Annotated in this window: 19 protein-coding genes; 11 read left to right on the plus strand and 8 right to left on the minus strand. The window is 71.7% G+C overall.

Annotated features, from left to right (window positions below; all coding sequences use genetic code 11):
• The first annotated feature begins 81 nt into the window (after window positions 1-81).
• A complete protein-coding gene (locus ACFQGL_RS01530; protein WP_377504166.1) occupies window positions 82-1,782 on the plus strand; it encodes an ABC transporter ATP-binding protein in 1,701 nt (566 codons plus the stop codon).
• Window positions 1,782-3,641: an ABC transporter ATP-binding protein gene (locus ACFQGL_RS01535; RefSeq protein ID WP_377504168.1), complete on the plus strand. Its 1,860-nt coding sequence runs from the start codon at window positions 1,782-1,784 to the stop codon at window positions 3,639-3,641. Before ACFQGL_RS01530 ends, ACFQGL_RS01535 begins: the two co-directional genes overlap by 1 nt.
• Here the strand turns inward: ACFQGL_RS01535 and ACFQGL_RS01540 are convergent.
• Complete coding sequence (locus ACFQGL_RS01540; RefSeq protein WP_377504170.1) at window positions 3,617-4,357, minus strand: DUF4142 domain-containing protein; 741 nt, start codon at window positions 4,355-4,357, stop codon at window positions 3,617-3,619. The two genes, ACFQGL_RS01535 and ACFQGL_RS01540, sit on opposite strands and share 25 nt — an antisense overlap.
• A 330-nt stretch (window positions 4,358-4,687) precedes the next feature.
• Between ACFQGL_RS01540 and ACFQGL_RS01545 the strand changes: the two genes are divergently transcribed.
• The 7 genes from ACFQGL_RS01545 to ACFQGL_RS01575 all read left to right on the plus strand — a co-directional run bounded on the left by ACFQGL_RS01545 (window position 4,688) and on the right by ACFQGL_RS01575 (window position 8,076).
• Entirely contained in the window at window positions 4,688-5,221 is a 534-nt protein-coding gene (locus ACFQGL_RS01545) for a MauE/DoxX family redox-associated membrane protein (RefSeq protein ID WP_377504172.1), read from the plus strand.
• 19 nt (window positions 5,222-5,240) lie between these two features.
• A complete protein-coding gene (locus tag ACFQGL_RS01550; RefSeq protein WP_377504174.1) occupies window positions 5,241-5,756 on the plus strand; it encodes a hypothetical protein in 516 nt (171 codons plus the stop codon).
• A gap of 116 nt (window positions 5,757-5,872) precedes the next feature.
• Window positions 5,873-6,445, plus strand: coding sequence for a hypothetical protein (locus ACFQGL_RS01555; protein WP_377504176.1), 573 nt, complete (start codon window positions 5,873-5,875; stop codon window positions 6,443-6,445).
• Window positions 6,442-6,888: a hypothetical protein gene (locus tag ACFQGL_RS01560; protein ID WP_377504178.1), complete on the plus strand. Its 447-nt coding sequence runs from the start codon at window positions 6,442-6,444 to the stop codon at window positions 6,886-6,888. Before ACFQGL_RS01555 ends, ACFQGL_RS01560 begins: the two co-directional genes overlap by 4 nt.
• A complete protein-coding gene (locus ACFQGL_RS01565; protein ID WP_377504180.1) occupies window positions 6,885-7,427 on the plus strand; it encodes a thioredoxin domain-containing protein in 543 nt (180 codons plus the stop codon). The genes ACFQGL_RS01560 and ACFQGL_RS01565 overlap by 4 nt, the downstream gene beginning before the upstream one ends.
• The gene (locus ACFQGL_RS01570; protein WP_377504182.1) at window positions 7,424-7,747 is read left to right on the plus strand and encodes a hypothetical protein; all 324 of its coding nucleotides are present in this window, start codon (window positions 7,424-7,426) and stop codon (window positions 7,745-7,747) included. Before ACFQGL_RS01565 ends, ACFQGL_RS01570 begins: the two co-directional genes overlap by 4 nt.
• A gap of 71 nt (window positions 7,748-7,818) precedes the next feature.
• The gene (locus ACFQGL_RS01575; protein ID WP_377504184.1) at window positions 7,819-8,076 is read left to right on the plus strand and encodes a hypothetical protein; all 258 of its coding nucleotides are present in this window, start codon (window positions 7,819-7,821) and stop codon (window positions 8,074-8,076) included.
• Between the two features lie 53 nt (window positions 8,077-8,129).
• Here the strand turns inward: ACFQGL_RS01575 and ACFQGL_RS01580 are convergent, their stop codons facing one another.
• The 7 genes from ACFQGL_RS01580 to ACFQGL_RS01610 all read right to left on the minus strand — a co-directional run bounded on the left by ACFQGL_RS01580 (window position 8,130) and on the right by ACFQGL_RS01610 (window position 14,818).
• Window positions 8,130-8,438 carry a DUF1707 SHOCT-like domain-containing protein gene (locus ACFQGL_RS01580; protein WP_377504186.1) on the minus strand — a complete coding sequence of 103 codons (309 nt, stop codon included), beginning with the start codon at window positions 8,436-8,438 and terminating at the stop codon, window positions 8,130-8,132.
• Window positions 8,439-8,456: 18 nt separating this feature from the next.
• Window positions 8,457-9,638: an ROK family protein gene (locus ACFQGL_RS01585; RefSeq protein WP_377504188.1), complete on the minus strand. Its 1,182-nt coding sequence runs from the start codon at window positions 9,636-9,638 to the stop codon at window positions 8,457-8,459.
• A 26-nt stretch (window positions 9,639-9,664) separates the two neighbouring features.
• A complete protein-coding gene (locus ACFQGL_RS01590; RefSeq protein ID WP_377504190.1) occupies window positions 9,665-10,927 on the minus strand; it encodes a sugar ABC transporter permease in 1,263 nt (420 codons plus the stop codon).
• Window positions 10,924-11,748, minus strand: coding sequence for an ATP-binding cassette domain-containing protein (locus tag ACFQGL_RS01595; RefSeq protein WP_377504191.1), 825 nt, complete (start codon window positions 11,746-11,748; stop codon window positions 10,924-10,926). The genes ACFQGL_RS01590 and ACFQGL_RS01595 overlap by 4 nt, the downstream gene beginning before the upstream one ends.
• 29 nt (window positions 11,749-11,777) lie before the next feature.
• Window positions 11,778-12,875 carry a sugar ABC transporter substrate-binding protein gene (locus ACFQGL_RS01600; RefSeq protein WP_377504193.1) on the minus strand — a complete coding sequence of 366 codons (1,098 nt, stop codon included), beginning with the start codon at window positions 12,873-12,875 and terminating at the stop codon, window positions 11,778-11,780.
• Window positions 12,876-13,140: 265 nt separating this feature from the next.
• A complete protein-coding gene (gene ybaK, locus ACFQGL_RS01605) occupies window positions 13,141-13,620 on the minus strand; it encodes a Cys-tRNA(Pro) deacylase (protein ID WP_377504195.1) in 480 nt (159 codons plus the stop codon).
• 10 nt (window positions 13,621-13,630) lie between these two features.
• Entirely contained in the window at window positions 13,631-14,818 is a 1,188-nt protein-coding gene (locus ACFQGL_RS01610; protein ID WP_377504197.1) for a THUMP-like domain-containing protein, read from the minus strand.
• Between the two features lie 276 nt (window positions 14,819-15,094).
• On the opposite strand from ACFQGL_RS01610, the gene groES reads away from it, so the two are divergent.
• Both groES and groL read left to right on the plus strand, forming a co-directional pair.
• On the plus strand, window positions 15,095-15,409 hold the full coding sequence (gene groES, locus ACFQGL_RS01615) for a co-chaperone GroES (RefSeq protein WP_030330046.1): 315 nt from the start codon (window positions 15,095-15,097) through the stop codon (window positions 15,407-15,409).
• A gap of 70 nt (window positions 15,410-15,479) precedes the next feature.
• Window positions 15,480-17,120: a chaperonin GroEL gene (groL, locus tag ACFQGL_RS01620; protein ID WP_377504199.1), complete on the plus strand. Its 1,641-nt coding sequence runs from the start codon at window positions 15,480-15,482 to the stop codon at window positions 17,118-17,120.
• Window positions 17,121-17,203 lie beyond the last annotated feature (83 nt).

The raw sequence follows: 17,203 nt of genomic DNA on the forward strand, positions 1-17,203 counted from the left end.
CGAGCCCCGCGGTAAGCTGCGGCACCTTCCGCGGTAATTGGTTCGCCCCGTGCACGTCCGGCCGCCTAGCTTCGAGCGGTCATGCGCTTCACACCGGCCGGCGATCCCGGCGTACCCGATTCCCGGTCGGCGACCCGTTACCTGATCTGGGTGGCCAGCCGACACAGGCGGCTGTTCGGCATCGGCGTCGCGTTCGGTGTGGTGTGGATGGTGGCTCAGGCGCTGATGCCGGCCGCCGTCGGCCGGGCCGTCGACGGGCTGGCCCGTCGCGACGAGGGCAGTCTGCTCACCTGGGGTCTGGTGCTGTTCGGGCTGGGCGTGCTCCAGGCGGTCGCCGGGATCCTGCGGCACCGCTGTGCGGTGCACAACTTCCTGGCCGCGGCGTACCGGACCGTGCAGTTGACCGTGTCCACGGCGAACCGGCTCGGCGCCGCGTTGCCCCGCCGGGTCGCCGCCGGCGAGGTGGTGAGCATCGGTACGGCCGACATCGGCCAGGTCGGGAACGCCGTCGAGATCACCGCCCGGGGAGTCGGGGCGCTGGTCGCGATCGCCACCGTCGCGGTGATCCTGCTGACCGCCTCGATGCCGCTCGGGCTGGTCGTGGTCCTCGGCGTACCGCTGTTGATGGCGGTGGTGGGGCTGCTCATCCGACCGCTGCACCGCCAGCAGCAGGCGTACCGGGACGCGGAGGGGGCGCTGACCACGCGGGCCGGCGACCTCGTGTCGGGGCTGCGGGTGCTGCGTGGCGTCGGTGGTGAGCCGGTGCTGTCGGCCCGCTACCGGACCGGGTCGCAGGAACTCCGCGCGCACGGCCTGCGGGTGGCCCGGGTGGAGTCGCTGCTGGAGGCGGCGCAGGTGCTGCTGCCCGGCGCGTTCCTGGTGCTGGTGACCTGGCTGGGTGCCCGGTTCGCGCTGCGCGGTGAGATCAGCGCGGGGCAGCTGGTCGCCTTCTACGGCTATACCGCGTTCCTGGTCAGCCCCTTGCGCAACCTCACCGAGGCGGTCGACAAGATGACCCGTGGGCACGTGGCGGCCCGTCGGGTGGTCCGGCTGCTGCGGCTCACTCCGGATCTGGTCGACCCGGCGCAGCCGAGGGTGCTGCCGGACGGGCCGGGTGCACTGGTCGACCCCGAGTCCGGGGTGGCGCTACAGCCCGGCCTGCTCACCGTGTTGGCGGCCAGCGCACCCGAGGACGCGGCGGCGATCGTGGACCGGCTCGGCCGGTACACCGATTCGGACGCGACGCTGCACGGCGTACCGCTGCGGGCGCTGGCGCTGGCGACGGTGCGCGCGCGGATCCTGGTGGCCGACAACGACGCACATCTGTTCACCGGCCTGCTCCGCGCGGAGCTGGACCCGCACGACCGGGGCGACGAGGCCGCGCTCGCGGCGGCCCTGGTGGCGGCGAGCGCGACGGACATCGTCGACGCCCTGCCCGACGGGCTGGACAGCACGGTCGCCGAGCGCGGCCGGGAGTTCTCCGGCGGGCAGCGACAGCGGTTGCGGTTGGCCCGCGCACTGGTCGCCGACCCGGAGACGTTGCTGCTGGTCGAGCCGACCAGCGCCGTCGACGCACACACCGAGGCCCGGATCGCGCAGCGGCTGGGTGACGCCCGGGCCGGCCGGACCACCCTGGTCTGCACCTCCAGCCCGCTGGTGCTCAGCCGGGCCGACCGGGTGATCTTCGTGGAGGACGGCAAGGTGGTGGCCGAGGGGACGCACGCCGAGCTGCTGGACGGCGAGCCGCGCTACCGGGCGACGGTCAGCCGGGAGGAGGACTGATGGCCACCGCACTGCCGGTCGCCGACGCGCGGCAGGTTCGCCGGTACGCGCGGACGCTGGTCCGCCGGCATCCTCGCGCGCTGGCCGTCGCGCTCGGCCTGCACGCGCTGGCGGCCGCCGCCGGGCTGGTCGCACCGCGGCTGCTCGGCGATCTGGTGGAGGGCATCTCCCGGGGCGTCAGCGGGTCCACGGTGGACCGTGTCGCGCTGCTCATCGGCGGCTTCGTGCTGGCCCAGTCGGTGCTGGTCCGGTTCGCCTACCTGGCCTCGGCCCGGCTCGGCGAGCGGGTCCTCGCCGAGCTGCGTGAGGAGTTCGTGGACCGGGTTCTCGATCTGCCCCTGGCCACCGTGGAACGGGCCGGCACCGGAGACCTGCTCACCCGGACGTCCCGGGACGTCTCCGCGCTGTCCCGTACCGTCCGCATGGCGGTGCCCGAGACGCTGATCGCGGTGGTCACCGTCGGGTTCGTCGTCGGCGCGCTGCTGTTGATCGGTCCGCTGCTCGCGCTGCCCTGCCTGCTCGCGGTGCCGTTGCTCTGGGCCGGCACCCGCTGGTACCTGCGCCGCGCGCCCGCCGGCTACCTGCGGGAGAACGCCGCCTACTCGGACATCACCGACGGGATCAGCGAGACCGTCGAGGGTTCGCGGACCACCGAGGCACTGCGGCAGCAGGCACGCCGCCGGGCCCGCACCGACGCCGACGTCCTCCGGTCGTACGCGGCCGAGCGGTACACCCTCAACCTGCGGACCGTGTTCTTTCCGGTGGCCGAGATCGGGTACGTGGTGCCGGTGGTCGCCACGCTGCTGCTCGGTGGCTGGTTCTATCTGCGGGGCTGGGTCAGCCTGGGCCAGGTCACCGCGGCCACGCTCTACGTGCAGCAGCTCGTGGACCCGGTCAACCGGCTGCTCTCCTGGCTGGACGAGCTTCAGATCGGCGGCGCCTCGATGGCCCGTCTGCTCGGGGTGGCCCGGAACGGTGACACCCCGGCCACCGGAGTTCCCGCCGCCACGGGTGCCGACACCGCGTCGGTCGCTGCCGCGGCGGTCGACGCCGGGCCGGAGCAGCTCGCGGCTCGGGACGTCCGGTACGCGTACCGGACGGGGCGGGACGTCTTGCACGGGGTGACCCTGGTCCCGAGGCCGGGGGAGAAGCTCGCGATGGTCGGGCCGTCCGGCGCCGGCAAGTCCACCCTCGGCCGGTTGCTGGCCGGGGTGCACGCCCCGCGCAGCGGCTCGGTCACCGTGGCCGGTCGCCGGCTGGACGAGCTGCCGTTGGACGAGCTGCGCTCGCACGTCGCCCTGGTCACCCAGGAACATCACGTCTTCATCGGTCCGCTGCGTGAGAACGTCGCGATGGTCCGGCCGGGTGCGGACCTGGCCCAGGTGCGGGCGGCGCTCGCCGCGGTGGCCGCCCTGGACTGGGCCGAGGCGCTGCCCGAGGGGCTGGACACGGTGGTGGGTGCCGGTGGCCACCCGCTCTCCCCGGCGCAGGCGCAGCAGGTGGCGCTGGCCCGGCTGGTGTTGGCCGACCCGCACACGCTGGTGCTGGACGAGGCGACCTCGCTGATCGACCCGCGTGCGGCCCGGGAGCTGGAACGCTCACTGGCCGCCGTGCTGACCGGGCGCACCGTGATCGCCATCGCGCACCGGCTCTTCTCTGCGCACGACGCCGACCGGGTGGCGGTCGTGGAGGACGGTCGGATCACCGAGCTGGGCGGGCACGACGAGCTGGTGGCGGCCGGTGGCTCCTACGCCGCGTTGTGGCGCTCCTGGCACCACAGCGACACCGACGAGCCCACCGCCGAGGAGTCGGGCAGCGGGCTCGTCGACGACGGTCAGCTGCGGCGCAGCATCCGGTAGGTGGCGATCCCGCCGGTCCCGAGTGCGGCGAGGAACACCAGCCAGACGACCGTGCTGCTGACCCCGGGCTGCGGGCCGGTGTTCGCTGCGGCGGCGGCCAGGAGTCCGTCCTTGCCTGGTGCGGGCAGCGCGGCCGGTGGCAGCTCCGCCCAGCGGACCAGCCCGGTGCTCTCCAGCATCTGCATGTGGTGCATCACGAACCCGTTGGCGTCGTCGCACAGCTTGCGGACGGTGGCGTCCCGGGTACTGGCACGCACCGCGCCGATCACCGGAAAGATCTTGCCGTGGGCCACCCGGAGCCGGGTGACGAAGATTTGGTCGAACCGGGCGCCGGAGGCGTTCTGCATCTCCTGCAGCCAGCCCTTCTGTTCGGCGGTCGGCTCGGTGGGGATGCTGGCGCGCAGCTTGTTGGCCGCGTCCACGACGAGCTGGTCGAGCCGCTGGTGCTCATTGGCGATGCCCGCGCCGATCTCCCGGACCTTGGCCGACTGCCCCTTCTCGGCGGCCATCTGGCCGGCCGGCATCTCCCACAACCCGGCCAGCCGTACCCCGTTGAGCAGGGTCATGTCGGCGGCGTTGAGCTGCTGCCCGCCGGCCGGAGCGGCAACGGCCACGCCGGGCAGGACACCGACCGCCGCGATGATCGCGATGAGCAGCAACGCCGCCCGGTGGACCCGGTTGCCCGGTCGGGGACGGGCGGATCTGAGCGGTGCCATGTCTGTAGTGCCTCCTCGGTCCGGACCGGAACGCGTCTGGACCGGGCAGCCGCACGCCGCCGGCCGCCCGTCCGTCCACTGGTACGGGCTAAGCGCTCGATCAGTTCACCGCGACACACGACCCGAAATCTGTGGCGGATGGGACCGCCCGATCGAAGGAATCGACAATCACAAATAGCCCGCCGGTGGACCTTGACGCTCGTCGATGCGCACCGTAAGAATTGGGTCTCGCAGAGCGACGATCGATGATGATGGATCCCTTCGGGATTCCGTCCAACACGGGGGTGGCGCGGTGTCGATGACCCATGTCCTGATTCGGGCGACCGAAGAATGACCGGCTCCGCCATCGCTGTGATCATCTGTGTGCTCGCCGCCGTCTTCATCTCCGCCGGCCTCGGCAAGCTCGCGGCTCCCGAAGCGAGCCGGGATGCGGTCGCCGCACTGCTCCGGTTCCCCGAACCGGCCGCGCAGCGGGCCGTACGGCTGTTGGCCGTGGCAGAGGCACTCACCGGCGTCGCCCTTCTCGTCCCCGACCTGCGGACCGCCGGGGCAGCGGTCGCCGGCGTCCTCGGCCTCGTCTTCGCCGGTGCCGGCCTGCTCGGCCGGGCACGCGGCGTGGCCACGCCCTGCGGCTGCTTCGGCCAACGGAACAGTCGCCCGCTGGGCCTCCGCTCAGTGCTCGTCGGGCTCGCTCTCGGCGTCGGGGCGCTCGCCGTGCTCCGGAACGGTTCGGCCGCCGTCCCCCACCCCGACCTGCTGCCGATCGGCGCCGCCGGCCTGATCGTGCTGCTCGCCGTCTGGATCTGGCGGGACACGGTCCGCGAACTGGTCCGCCCCCGGCCGACGCCCGCCACCCACGACTGAGGAGTCCGCCAAGACGTACGTGTTCGGGATCGCCCTGCTGATCCTCGCCGGGGCAGTGCTGGTCCTCTTCGCGATGCTCGGTCAGCTCGCCGCCCGCGAGGGCGTCATCCCATCCCAGGGCAGCGGCATCCGGCTGCTGGAGGAGGCCCACGTCGGCCGGGTGCCGGTCGCCTGGCCCACAGGTCTGGCGGGATTCGGCGACGGGCCGCTGCGGATCGTCCTGGTGCTCAGCACGGCCTGCTCCAGCTGTCGTACGGTGGCCGGTCAACTCGCCGACGAGGCCGATGTCGCGGACTTCGGGGTGGCGATCTCCACTGCGGACGCGGCTGCCGGCAGGGAGTTCGTCGCCGCGAACGGCCTGGCGCGGCTGCCGCACCACGTCGACGAGGGTGGTGACTGGGTGTCCGGCGAGTTCGGCGTCGCGGTCAGCCCGGCGGCCCTCGTGTTCCGGGACGGGATGCTGATCTCCGCGCTGGCGTTCACCGACCTCGCCAAGCTGCGCTCGACCGTCTCGCCGACCCGCCAGCGCGTGTAGGACCCCGCCGCCCGCCACACCCTCGGACAGCTGGAAGGGAGTCCTGGATGCTCGTCTGGGTCGTCCTCGGCATAACCGGCGCCATGCTGCAGGCACTCAGCCCTTGAGGCGTGTCCATGGCCGGGGTCGCCGGTCCCATGTTGCGGCGGAACGTGTTCGAGGGCATCCGGTTCCTGCTCGGCCTCGCGGTCGGTGGGGTGATCGCCGGCGTGATCCTCGCCGTTCCGGTGTATTTCGCGGGCACCCTGCTCCAGCAGGCCCTGCCCGAGTGGCTACGGCTGGTGCTGCTGGCGGCGGTCGGCGCGTGGCTGGGCGTGTCCGACCTGCGCGACCGTACGCCGCACATCTGGCGGCAGGTTCCCCAGCGGCTGGTCCGCGTCCTGCCGGGCGGAACGCTCGGCGTGGTCTGGGGCATTGACCTGGGCCTGCTCTTCACCACGCAGAAGACGGTGTCGCTGATCTGGCTCGCGCTGGCCGGCGTCCTGCTGGTCGACGCCGGGTCGGCACCGCTGGTGCTCATCTGCGTCGTGCTCGTCGCCAGCCTGCTGGTGTCGCTCTGGAGCCTGACCAGGTACGCCGACCTACCGGAGAAGAGGAGTCGCACATGGGTGGTCCGGGCACGGCGCGTCTCGGGCGTGACGATCCTGGCCGTGGCGCTGTCCCTCGTCGCGGCGGTCGTCCAGACATGACTCCGACGATCGAGCCGGACCCCGCCAAGGGGCAGGTCGTGGTGACCCGGTTCAACTGCGGCAGCCTGCCCAAGGTGCTGCTCGTCCTGGTGCTGCACCTGCGTCTGAAACGGCACGTCCGGCGGGCGGCCAAGGGCTATCTCGGCATCAAGGTGCTCGTCGACTGGCGGCACCGGACGGTGCTCAGCATCTCGCTCTGGCAGGACCTGGACAGCATCTACTCGATGGGCGGGATCCCCCGGCACGTCGGCGCGTCCCGGGCCCCGGGCCGCTTCGGCATCACGACCACCTGCGGCGTCTTCTGCTACGCCGGCGAGTGGACGCGGGTCATGTTCGGCGGGCCCACCCGTTCCACCTCACCGCTGCACCCACCGGCCCCGGCCTCCGTGCCCGAGCCCCGACCGGCCAGCACCTCGACCGGCAGGAAGGAAGGACTTCGATGAACTACCTGACGATCATCGTGCTGCTGCTCGTGGCGGGCGCGATCGTGCTGCTGTTCGCCATGGCCGGCGAGATGTACGCCCGGACCGGCGGCCTGGAGGGGTCGCCCGAGTCGACGCCCGGTGGCACCGGGGTACGACCACTCGAGGCGGCCCGGTTCGGCTCCCGGCCGGGCGCCTGGCCGGAGTCTCTCGCGCAGTTCGCCACCGGCGGGCCGTACCTGCTCCTGGTGCTCAGCACGAGTTGCGCGAGCTGCGAGGACGTCGCGGCGCAGCTCGCCGACCAACCCGACACCGGCGATGTCGGTGTCGTCGTCACCTCGGCCACGCGCGTCGACGCGGCCGAGTTCGTCCAGCGTCACGGCATTGCCCGGTTCCCGTACCACGTCGACGACGGCGCGGCCTGGGTCTCCACCGAGTTCGGCGTCAAGATCAGCCCGTCCGCAGCGGTCATCAAGGACGGACGGCTGGTTTCCGCATTGTTGTTCACCGATGTCGCGGCAGTTCAGGCCGCGGTGCAGGCAACGAAGGAGGCGGTATGAGCAACGACGAACACGAGGCCCCACGGTCTCGTGGAGGCGGGACCCGGCGCGGGTTCCTCGCCAAGCTGGGCGCGGTCGGCCTGGTCACCTCGGGCGCGGTGTTCGCCCGGTCGACTCCGGCGATGGCGGCCAACTACCAGTGCTGCAACCTGGTCTACCCGCCGCCCAGCAGCAAGTTCATCAGCTTCAGCTCGTGCCGGGCGGCGACGAACTACACCTGGTCGTGCACCACGTCCGGTGGCTTTCTCTGGTGCCAGTGCTGTGAGAAGAAGTCCGGCGGCACCACCGTGGGCTCGGCCGCGTCCTGCCAGTACGGCTGATCGTCGGCGGGCCGACCGTCAGCAACTCCGCAATTGCAGCACCGCCACTGTGAACAGAAAGGGGTCGTGCAGTGAAACTTCCCATCGACCGTGGCCTCGTCGTCGTGGACGAGAAGGCCGACGGCACACGGACCGTCCGGATCTGTGCCGACATCAGGAACGGTGAGGCCGTCGACGTCTTCGCCGAGCACAACGGGGCCGACCGGGTGAAGATCCACGACGGGGTGAACCTGACCCGGCGTGGGCACCGGAGCTTCTCCACCCAGATCCTCGAAGTGTTCGACGAGGAGGGTGTGGTCAACATCAAGAAGGTCAGCTCGCACAGCTGACCAGCTGGCCGTCGGGTGGGGCGGGACCGAGCCCCACCCGGTGGTCGCCCGGATCAGCGGGTGGCGGCGAGGAAGCTGCCGAGCAGCAGCAGGGTGAGCGCGGCGACGGCGAAGAGCACCAGCAGCTCCCGGTGGCCGTGCCCGGCGGTGCCGCTGCCCGCCGTCGCCTCGGCGGCCGGGTCGGGCAGGGTCGGCAGGTCGCGGGTCAACGCGGCCAGGTCACCGAGGGTACGCGCGGCCCACACCGCACCGACCCGGTCGGAGAACTCGTCCAGCGTGAGGCGGCCGGCCGTGGTGTGCTGGTGCAGCTCGGAGACCACCCGGTTGCGGTCGTCGTCGGAAGCGCGCAGCTCGACATCCACGCTGGACAGCGTACGCGTTCAGCCGGCGTCGAGAGGGTCCGCGAGCAGCCGTTCGAACGCCAGCTCGGCCGCCCCGATCAGAGCCGCGTCCTGACCCAGCTTGGGCGTACGCAGGCGGACGTGCTCCAGGCAGGCGCTCAGCGCGTTGGAGTTGAGCCGGCTGCGGACCTGGGCCGCCGAGGCGAGGTACAGGTCGCGGATTGTCCCGCCGAAGATGACCATCTCCGGGTTGAAGATGTTCACGAGGTTGGCCACGCCGAAGCCGAGCCAGTCGCCCGCCTGACGGACCGCCGTCTGGGCGCGCGCGTCACCACGGCCGGCGGCGTCGAAGAGAGCCAGCAGCGCGTCCCGGCCACGGGCGTCCGGCCGACTGGCGGCCCGGAACAGGCCCTGCTCGCCGATCATCGTCTCCCAGCACCCCCGGGAACCGCACTCGCAGAGCTCGCCCTCTCGGAGCACCTTCATGTGGCCGACCTCGCCGCCGTACCCACCGTGCCCGGTCAACCGCCGCCCGCCGGCGATGATCCCGGCGCCCACGCCGACGTCGCCGTACAGGTAGATGACGTTGTCGCAGCCGGCGGCCACTCCCCGGGCGTGCTCGGCGAACGCGGCCACGTCGGCCACGTTGCCCACCGTGACCGGCTGGTCGTAGCCCAGCTCGGCGTCGAGGGCGGCACCGATCGGTTCGTCGATCCAACCGGTGGCCGGTGCCAGCCATGTCCTGCCGTCGTCGCGGCGCACCATCTGACAGACGGCGACGCCGGTGCCGACGCAGATCGAGCCGGCCGGCACCGCCTGCTGCATCTCCCTGGCCGCTCCGGCCAGCAGCGGCGCGGCCTCCGCGGCCAGCAGGCCTCGGGGCCGGTCCAGCTCCCGGCGGTCCAGCACCGCGCCACCGAGACCGATCCGGGCGGCCCGCAGCCGGTCCACCTCGATGGAGTACGCGTACGCGTAGACCCGCACCGACTCGGGCTGGACCACGAGGGACGGCCGCCCGGCACGCCTGGTCTGCTTCGGCGTCGTCTCGCTGACCAGCCCTGCGCCGGCCAGGTCGGCGGTCAGCGCGCCGATGGTGCTGCGGTTCAACCCCAACGTGGTGGTCAACTCGGCGCGGGTGGTCGCCCCGTGGACGTGCACGTGGCGCAGCAGGGCTCCGAGGTTCTGCCGGCGGATCTCGTCCTGACTCGGCCCGGCGCGCATGGTCGACGACACCGTGGTGCCCGTCGTCAGCGGGCGCCGGTCGTCGACGACCGACGACGGGAGATGGCGTCGACGCTGGCGGCGAGCAGCAGCACCACGCCGGTCACCACGTACTTGACCCCCGCGCTGTTGTACCCCATCAGGCCCATTCCGTTGTCGATGACCGCGACCACCGCCCCACCGAGCACGGCGTCGAGGACGCGACCCTTGCCTCCAAAGAGGCTGGTGCCGCCGATCACCGCCGCGCCAACCGCGTAGAGCAGTACGTTACTGCCCCCGGTGTTCGGATCGACGGAGTTGGCCCGGCTGGCCGCGACGATCCCGCCCACCGCCGCCATCGACGAGCAGACCACGAAGACCGAGATGCGGATGCGGTCGACGTCGATGCCGGCTCGGCGGGCCGCCTCCTTGTTGCCACCGACCGCGTAGATGTGCCGGCCGTAGCTGGTGCGTTGCAGCACGAAGGTCAGCAGGACCAGCAGCGCCGCCATGATGGGCACCACCACCGGTACGCCGCGCAGCGAGACGACCAGCCCGGTGCGGCTGCGCTCCAGGTTGAGGACGAACACCGCGATGCCGAGCAGGACGGCGAGCCCGGCGATCCGCGCGGCGACCACCGCGATGGGGTCGGTGACCAGCCCACGGGCGACCCGGTTGCGGTGCCGCAGCAGTTGCACCGCCCCGAAGCCGGTGATCGCCACGGCGGCCAGCAGCCACCCGAGCGCCGGGCTCAGGTTCCGGTTGGCGATCGCCAGCAGCACGTCGTCGCGGACCGAGATGTTGCGGCCCTCCTTCATCAGCATCAGCACGATGCCCTGGAAGGCGAGGAAGCCCGCGAGCGTGACCACGAAGGACGGTATGCCGACCTTGGTGACCAGGACACCGAGAACGGTGCCGATGACCGCGCCGGTGACGATCGCGGCGAGCACCGCGATCCACCACGGATAGCCGAGCACGGTGGCCACGTTGGCCAGTACCGCCGCGCAGACGCCACTGGCGAAGCCGGCGGAGAGGTCGATCTCACCGACCAGCAGGACGAAGACCAGGCCCATCGCGATCAGCGTCACCGCCGCGCCCTGGGTGAAGAGGTTGGCGAAGTTTCCCGCCGACAGGAACGACGGCCGCATGATCGAGAACACCGTGCCGAGGACGACCAGCCCCAGGACGGCCGGCAGCCCGCCGACGTCGCCGGCGCGGATCCGGCTCAGCGTGGTACGCAGGTAGCTGCGGACCGTCGGCGTCCCGGGCGCGGCCGGTGGGTCCTCCCGGCGTACGGCGGTGGTGGTCATCGGACGCCTCCGGTGGTCAGATCGGCCGGCCACCGGCCGTCGTCGATGCCGCCCGAGGTCGGGTCGGGCGCGAGCCCGAGGCGGCCCGACCGACCGGAGGTGATCAGCTCGACCACCTGGGCGTGGGTGATGTCGGTGGTCCGCACCTGGGCGACCATCTGACCGAGGTACAGCGCGGCGATGCGGTCGGAGATGGCGAAGACGTCGTTCATGTTGTGCGAGATGAGCACCACGGCGAGGCCGTTGTCGGCCAGCCGGCGGACCAGTTCGAGGACCTGGGCGGTCTGCGCCACACCCAGCGCGGCGGTCGGTTCGTCGAGGATGACGAGGCGGCTGTTCCACAGCACCGCCTTGGCGATGGCGACGGTCTGGCGTTGCCCGCCGGAGAGGCTGGACACGTGCTGGCGCAGCGAGGTGACGCTGCGGACGGAGAGCCCGGCGAGGGTCTCGGCGGCCATCTGCTCCATGGTCGGCTCGTCCAGCACGATGCCGCTGCGCTTCTCCCGGCCGAGGAACATGTTCTGCACGATGTCGAGGTTCTCGCAGAGCGCGAGGTCCTGGTAGACGATCTCGATGCCGAGGGCCGCGGCGTCCCGGGGGCTGCTGATGGTCACCGGCTCACCGTTGAAGAGGAACTCACCGGCGTCGGTGGGGTGGATGCCGCTGATGCACTTGACCAGGGTCGACTTGCCGGCGCCGTTGTCACCGACGAGAGCGGTCACCTCGCCCGGGTGGGCCGAGAAGGCCACGTCGCGCAGCACCTGGACGGGACCAAAGCTCTTGTCGATGCCACGGAGTTCCAGCAGGGGTGTCCCGGACACGTGGGTCTCCTTTGGACAAGGGGGGCCGATCAGCGGACGCCGGCGTCGGCGCAGAGTTTGGCGTACGCAGCGGAGCAGACCTCGGCCCGGGTGACGAAGCCGGCCGCGATGACGTCGGCGATGTCCTCCCGGTAGACGGCCCGGGGAGTCAGCAGCACGGCGGGAACGGCCCGGCCGGTCTGCGGGTCGCGTACCGTCTGCCCGGTGTCCTTGGTCTTGCCCCGGGCCACCGCGACGGCGAGGTCGGACGCGGCCTCGGCCTGCTCCTTGATCGCCTTGTAGACCGTCATGCACTGGTCGCCGGCGAGGATGTTCTGCAGGCCCTGCGGGTCCGCGTCCTGGCCGGTGACCGGCACCCTGCCGTTGAGCTTGTTCTTCTTGAGCACCGAGATGACGGCGTTCGCCAGGCCGTCGTTGGCGGCGATCACCCCGTCGATCCGGCCCTCGGTCTGGGTCAGTTGTTGCTCGAAGATCGTGGCAGCCTGAGCGTTGTCCCAGTCCGGGACGGCGTCCACCGGTCCCTTGGTGTATTCGCCCGCGTCGAACCTCGGCTGGAGCACCGAGTCGTAGCCGCTCTTCAACTGGCTGGCGTTGTTGTCGGTCGGTGAGCCGTTCAGATAGGACACGACCGGCTGCTGGACGCCCTTACCGGACAGGCACTTCTGCAGGCCCTCGCCCTGGAGTTTGCCGACGGCCTCGTTGTCGAAGCTGACGTAGTAGAGCGCCGAGCCGCCCACGGTGAGGCGGTCGTAGTCGATGGTCGCCACCCCCTGGGACCTCGCCTTGTCCAGGACGGCCTTGCCGGTGCCGGAGTCCAGGTTCACGATCATCAGGGTGGTGACGCCATTGGTGATCATCTGCTCGGCGATGGTCTGGAACTGGCTCTTGTCACCCTGGGCGTTCTGGATGTCGTACTTGACCCCCGCGCGCTGGAACGCCTCCTCCAGGAACCTGCGGTCGGCACCCTCCCACCGCGCCGAGGACTTGCTGTCCGGCAGGATCACGCCGATCTTCGGGGTCTTGGCGGAGCCGGGCTGGTCGAGTCCGCCGAAGGTGTCGCCGCAGGCCGCCGTGCCGCCGATGGCCAGCAGGCCCACGGTGGCGAACGCGAGGAGCCCCTTACGCATGTGCAGGGTCCTTTCCCGGGTGGGGGAGCGTGGTGTTTGTTGTGCCCGGCAACGTATGGTGCTGCCGCCGTGTCCACAAGACCGCCGGGGCAAGGACTTCGTCCCTCGGGGTAACAGTTCGGCAACGTGCCCGTCACTCGGTGATCACCTGGGCGGATATCGCTCTCCCGGCCGTCCGCCACCGGCCCCGGCGGTCGGCGGTGGGACGCCGTGCCGAGTCGACGGATCGCGCGGCCACGTCGCCTCCGACGCTGGGCCCGGGTGGTCAGCGCGCCTGGAGCGCAGCGGTCCGGGCGTCGGTCAGCACGACCAGATCCGCCGCGGTGAGTTCGAGTTGAAGACCGCGTCGGCCGGCGGAGACGTAGATCGTCGGCAGGTCCAACGCGGAGTCGTCCAGCACGGTGGGCAGCCGTCGGCGCTGCCCGAGCGGGCTGATCCCGCCACGTACGTAGCCGGTGGCCCGCTCGGCGACCGCCCGGTCGGCCAGCGCCGCCCGCTTGCCGCCGACCGCCGCCGCGAGCGCCTTGAGGTCGAGTTCACCGGTCACCGGGACGACGGCCACGGTGAGCTCGCCGTCGACCTCGGTCACCAGTGACTTGAACACCCGCTCCGGCGGCACGCCGAGCGCCTCCGCCACCAGCGCGCCGTAGTTCGGCGCGTCCGCCGCCACCCGGTACGGGTGGGTGCGATGCGCGACGCCGCGCTTGGTCAGCAGCGCTGTCGCCGGAGTGCCCTGTCCCGCCACGGCACCGAACCTAGTCGACCGGCCGGCCGATCAACACGGTCGGTGCCCCGGCGACCCGGGTGAGCACCAGGCTCGCCGCCGCGTCGCCGGCCAACCGCAGGTCCCGCCGGAGCTGCTCGGGGGTGAGCGCCGACCCGCGCTTGAGGATCTCCACCCGGCCCACCCGGCGTTCCCGCAGCAGCGCCCGCAGGCGTTTGAGCGAGAACGGCAGCACGTCGGTGATCTCCAGGCAGCGCGCGTACGGGGTGCGGCTCGGACGGTCGGCATAGAGGTAGGCGATGCTCGGGTCACCGAGGGTGGCGTCCAGCTCGTCGGCCAGCTCGGCGACGAGGTGCGCGCGGACCACCGCCGGATCCGGGTCGTACAGGTAGCGGCGGGGCGGCCCGACCGGCGCCTCGGCGGCACCCGAGCCGGTGAGCTGGTGACGGCCGCCGTGCGAGTCGTGCAGGGTCGCCCGGCGCGGCACCTCAGCCAGCTCACCGCACCAGAGCGCGGCCTCGACCAGGTCGCCGTCCACGCTCACCCACTCGGCCTCGGCGCCGGTCGGGATGAGCGCGTGATCCAGCCCCGGTGCCACCTTCACCACGGTGTGCGGCACCCGCTCGGCCAACCCGGTGACGAAGTCCCACGGCGGCGAGTAGGCGCGCGGGTCGAAGATCCGCCGCCCGGTGCCGGCCCGGCGCCGGGCCGGGTCGCAGAAGACACCGTCGACCCGGGAGACGTCGAAGGAGGTGGCGTCGCCGCACTCGACCGTGAACCGCTCGGCCAGCCCGGCCGCGGTGGCGTTGGCGGCGGCCATCGCGGCGGTCACCGGGTCGGCCTCCACCCCGTACACCCGGATGCCGGCGCGGGCGGCGGCGAGTGCGTCGGCGCCCAGGCCGCACCCGAGGTCGGCCAGGGTGCGCACGCCGGCCGCGTACAGCCGGGCGGCGCGTCGGTCGGCGACCACCCGGCGGGTGGCCTGCTCCAGCCCGGCGCGGGTGAGGAACATCCCGGCGGCGGCCGGACCGAACTTGCCGACGGCCCGGTGGCGCAGCTCGGCCTGGGTGAGCGACGCGGCGGCCAGCGCGGGCGGCACCCCGGTCGCCCGCAGGGCCGACGCCGCGGCCAGTGGGTCGCCGCCGGCCAGTCCGGCCGCCGTCGCGAGCGCGGCCGACCCTTCGGGGGTACGCAGCGCAGCCAGCTGGTCGAGATCCACCCGCCCATTGTCCCGGCCCGGTCGCGCTGCCCGGACGGTGGTGTCGGTGGCGACACGGCGGGCGCGGCGTTGGCACTCTCCTTGACGGAGTGCTAGCCACGGAATAACCTGCGATTAGCACTCTCACCCTGAGGGTGCCAGCTTCCGGGTCTCGCGACCCGGTTGCGCACGCCAGGCGGACCGGCACCCGCGACGACGGCCCCGCCCGGTGGCATGAGGCAGATTGACGCTGGCCAGCCCCGCTGGCCAGCAACGAAACCAGTACCCCAGGAGGGTATGCCCGTGACTACCGCGACCAAGGTTGCGATCAAGCCGCTCGAGGACCGCATCGTGGTCCAGGCGAACGAGGCTGAGACCACCACGGCGTCGGGCATCGTGATCCCCGACACCGCCAAGGAGAAGCCGCAGGAGGGCACTGTCCTCGCTGTGGGCCCGGGGCGCGTCGATGACAACGGCAACCGGGTTCCGGTTGACGTTCAGGTCGGCGACACCGTCCTCTACTCGAAGTACGGCGGCACCGAGGTCAAGTACGCCGGCGAGGAGTACCTGGTGCTCTCCGCCCGCGACGTCCTCGCGGTCATCGAGAAGTAAGCAACCGATCAGTGCCATTGCCCCGGTCCGGCTCGCCGGGCCGGGGCAATAGCGCTTCGAAGGGACATTCATGGCGAAGATCCTGAGCTTCTCGGACGACGCCCGGCACCTGCTGGAGCACGGTGTCAACGCCCTCGCGGACGCGGTCAAGGTCACCCTCGGCCCGCGCGGGCGCAACGTCGTCCTGGACAAGAAATTCGGTGCGCCGACGATCACCAACGATGGTGTGACCATCGCCAAGGAGATCGAGCTCACCAACCCCTACGAGAACCTCGGCGCGCAGCTGGTCAAGGAGGTGGCGACCAAGACCAACGACGTCGCCGGCGACGGGACCACCACCGCGACCGTGCTGGCGCAGGCGATGGTTCGCGAGGGCCTGCGCAACGTGACCGCCGGGACCAACCCGGCCGGCCTCAAGCGGGGCATCGACGCGGCGGCCGTCAAGGTCTCCGAGGCGCTGCTCGGCCGGGCCGTGGAGGTCGTCAGCCAGGAGTCGATCGCGAACGTGGCGACGATCTCCGCGCAGGACGCCACCATCGGTGCGCTGATCGCCGAGGCGATGGAGCGGGTCGGCCGCGACGGTGTCATCACCGTCGAGGAGGGCTCCGCGCTCACCACCGAGCTGGACGTGACCGAGGGTCTCCAGTTCGACAAGGGCTTCATCTCGCCGAACTTCGTCACCGACCTGGAGGGCCAGGAGTCCGTCCTCGAGGACGCGTACATCCTGGTCACCACGCAGAAGATCTCGGCGATCGAGGAGCTGCTGCCGCTGCTGGAGAAGGTCCTCCAGAACAGCAAGCCGCTGCTGATCATCGCCGAGGACGTGGACGGCCAGGCGCTCTCCACCCTCGTGGTCAACTCGCTGCGCAAGACCCTCAAGGTCTGCGCGGTCAAGGCCCCGGGCTTCGGCGACCGCCGCAAGGCGATGCTCCAGGACATCGCGATCTCCACCGGCGCCGAGCTGGTCGCCCCGGAACTGGGCTACAAGCTCGACCAGGTCGGCCTGGAGGTGCTGGGCACCGCCCGGCGCGTGGTGGTCGACAAGGAGAACACCACGATCGTCGACGGTGGCGGCCAGTCCGCCGACGTCGCCGACCGGGTGGCCCAGATCCGCAAGGAGATCGAGGCCTCCGACTCCGACTGGGACCGGGAGAAGCTGGCCGAGCGGCTGGCGAAGCTCTCCGGCGGGATCGCCGTGATCAAGGTGGGCGCGGCGACCGAGGTCGAGATGAAGGAGCGCAAGCACCGCATCGAGGACGCCATCGCGGCGACCAAGGCCGCGGTCGAGGAGGGCACCGTCCCGGGCGGCGGCGCCGCCCTGGTGCAGATCCTGCCGGTGCTCGACGACGACCTGGGCTTCACCGGTGACGAGAAGGTCGGCGTCTCGATCGTGCGCAAGGCGCTCGTCGAGCCGCTGCGCTGGATCGCGCAGAACGCCGGTCACGACGGCTACGTCGTGGTGCAGAAGGTCGCCACCAAGGAGTGGGGCAACGGCCTCGACGCCGCCACCGGCGAGTACGTCGACCTGGTCAAGGCCGGCATCATCGACCCGGTGAAGGTGACCCGCAACGCGGTCACCAACGCCGCGTCGATCGCCGGCCTGCTGCTGACCACCGAGAGCCTCGTGGTGGAGAAGCCGGAGCAGGCCGAGCCGGCCGCCGCCGGCGGGCACGGCCACGGTCACGGCCACCAGCACGGCCCGGGTTTCTGACCCGGTAGCACCACCCTCCCGGGGCACACCGTCGTACGACGGTGTGCCCCGGTTCGTCTGCCGAGATGGCAACCGGACGAGAA

Source organism: Micromonospora vulcania, assembly GCF_042658605.1.
Classification (GTDB): Bacteria; Actinomycetota; Actinomycetes; order Mycobacteriales; family Micromonosporaceae; genus Micromonospora; species Micromonospora vulcania.

What these genes read in the sequence shown, in the direction of transcription:
- ACFQGL_RS01530 (WP_377504166.1), top strand. Translation starts at nt 82, where the DNA reads ATGCGCTTCACACCGGCCGGCGATCCCGGCGTACCCGATTCCCGGTCG.
- ACFQGL_RS01535 (WP_377504168.1), top strand. Translation starts at nt 1,782, where the DNA reads ATGGCCACCGCACTGCCGGTCGCCGACGCGCGGCAGGTTCGCCGGTAC.
- ACFQGL_RS01540 (WP_377504170.1), bottom strand. Translation starts at nt 4,357, where the DNA reads ATGGCACCGCTCAGATCCGCCCGTCCCCGACCGGGCAACCGGGTCCAC.
- ACFQGL_RS01545 (WP_377504172.1), top strand. Translation starts at nt 4,688, where the DNA reads ATGACCGGCTCCGCCATCGCTGTGATCATCTGTGTGCTCGCCGCCGTC.
- ACFQGL_RS01555 (WP_377504176.1), top strand. Translation starts at nt 5,873, where the DNA reads ATGGCCGGGGTCGCCGGTCCCATGTTGCGGCGGAACGTGTTCGAGGGC.
- ACFQGL_RS01560 (WP_377504178.1), top strand. Translation starts at nt 6,442, where the DNA reads ATGACTCCGACGATCGAGCCGGACCCCGCCAAGGGGCAGGTCGTGGTG.
- ACFQGL_RS01565 (WP_377504180.1), top strand. Translation starts at nt 6,885, where the DNA reads ATGAACTACCTGACGATCATCGTGCTGCTGCTCGTGGCGGGCGCGATC.
- ACFQGL_RS01570 (WP_377504182.1), top strand. Translation starts at nt 7,424, where the DNA reads ATGAGCAACGACGAACACGAGGCCCCACGGTCTCGTGGAGGCGGGACC.
- ACFQGL_RS01585 (WP_377504188.1), bottom strand. Translation starts at nt 9,638, where the DNA reads ATGCGCGCCGGGCCGAGTCAGGACGAGATCCGCCGGCAGAACCTCGGA.
- ACFQGL_RS01590 (WP_377504190.1), bottom strand. Translation starts at nt 10,927, where the DNA reads ATGACCACCACCGCCGTACGCCGGGAGGACCCACCGGCCGCGCCCGGG.
- ACFQGL_RS01600 (WP_377504193.1), bottom strand. Translation starts at nt 12,875, where the DNA reads ATGCGTAAGGGGCTCCTCGCGTTCGCCACCGTGGGCCTGCTGGCCATC.
- groES (WP_030330046.1), top strand. Translation starts at nt 15,095, where the DNA reads ATGCCCGTGACTACCGCGACCAAGGTTGCGATCAAGCCGCTCGAGGAC.
- groL (WP_377504199.1), top strand. Translation starts at nt 15,480, where the DNA reads ATGGCGAAGATCCTGAGCTTCTCGGACGACGCCCGGCACCTGCTGGAG.